Here is a 272-nt window from a genome sequence, read left to right as displayed (position 1 = left end):
GAAATACTCACCGAAGATATGGCGGTGATCACGCCAAATTTATTGCTTATTGAATGCCTCGTTCCGCAACTTAAACAGCTGATGTTGGCAATAACACGATTTGATGACGAAATTAAAACGCTTTATAAGCAACATACAGATCGCGCTATTTTTGATAGTTTACCCGGTGCAGGCCCACAATTAGCACCTCGATTATTAGCCGCTATGGGGTCAAATCGTGACCGCTATAAGTGCGCCGCTGACATACAAAAATACGCAGGCATTGCTCCAGT

At 43.8% G+C, this 272-nt stretch carries 1 protein-coding gene; it reads left to right on the top strand.

Going from position 1 to position 272, the window contains the following annotated elements:
- A partial coding sequence (locus NRL14_RS20950; RefSeq protein ID WP_306725529.1) for a transposase occupies positions 1 to 272 on the top strand: 272 nt, incomplete at both ends.

The organism is Pseudoalteromonas sp. 20-92, assembly GCF_030847595.1.
Taxonomy (GTDB): Bacteria; Pseudomonadota; Gammaproteobacteria; order Enterobacterales; family Alteromonadaceae; genus Pseudoalteromonas; species Pseudoalteromonas fuliginea.
Note: the sequence above shows the minus strand (reverse complement) of the source record. Positions and strands in the feature narration are given on the sequence as shown.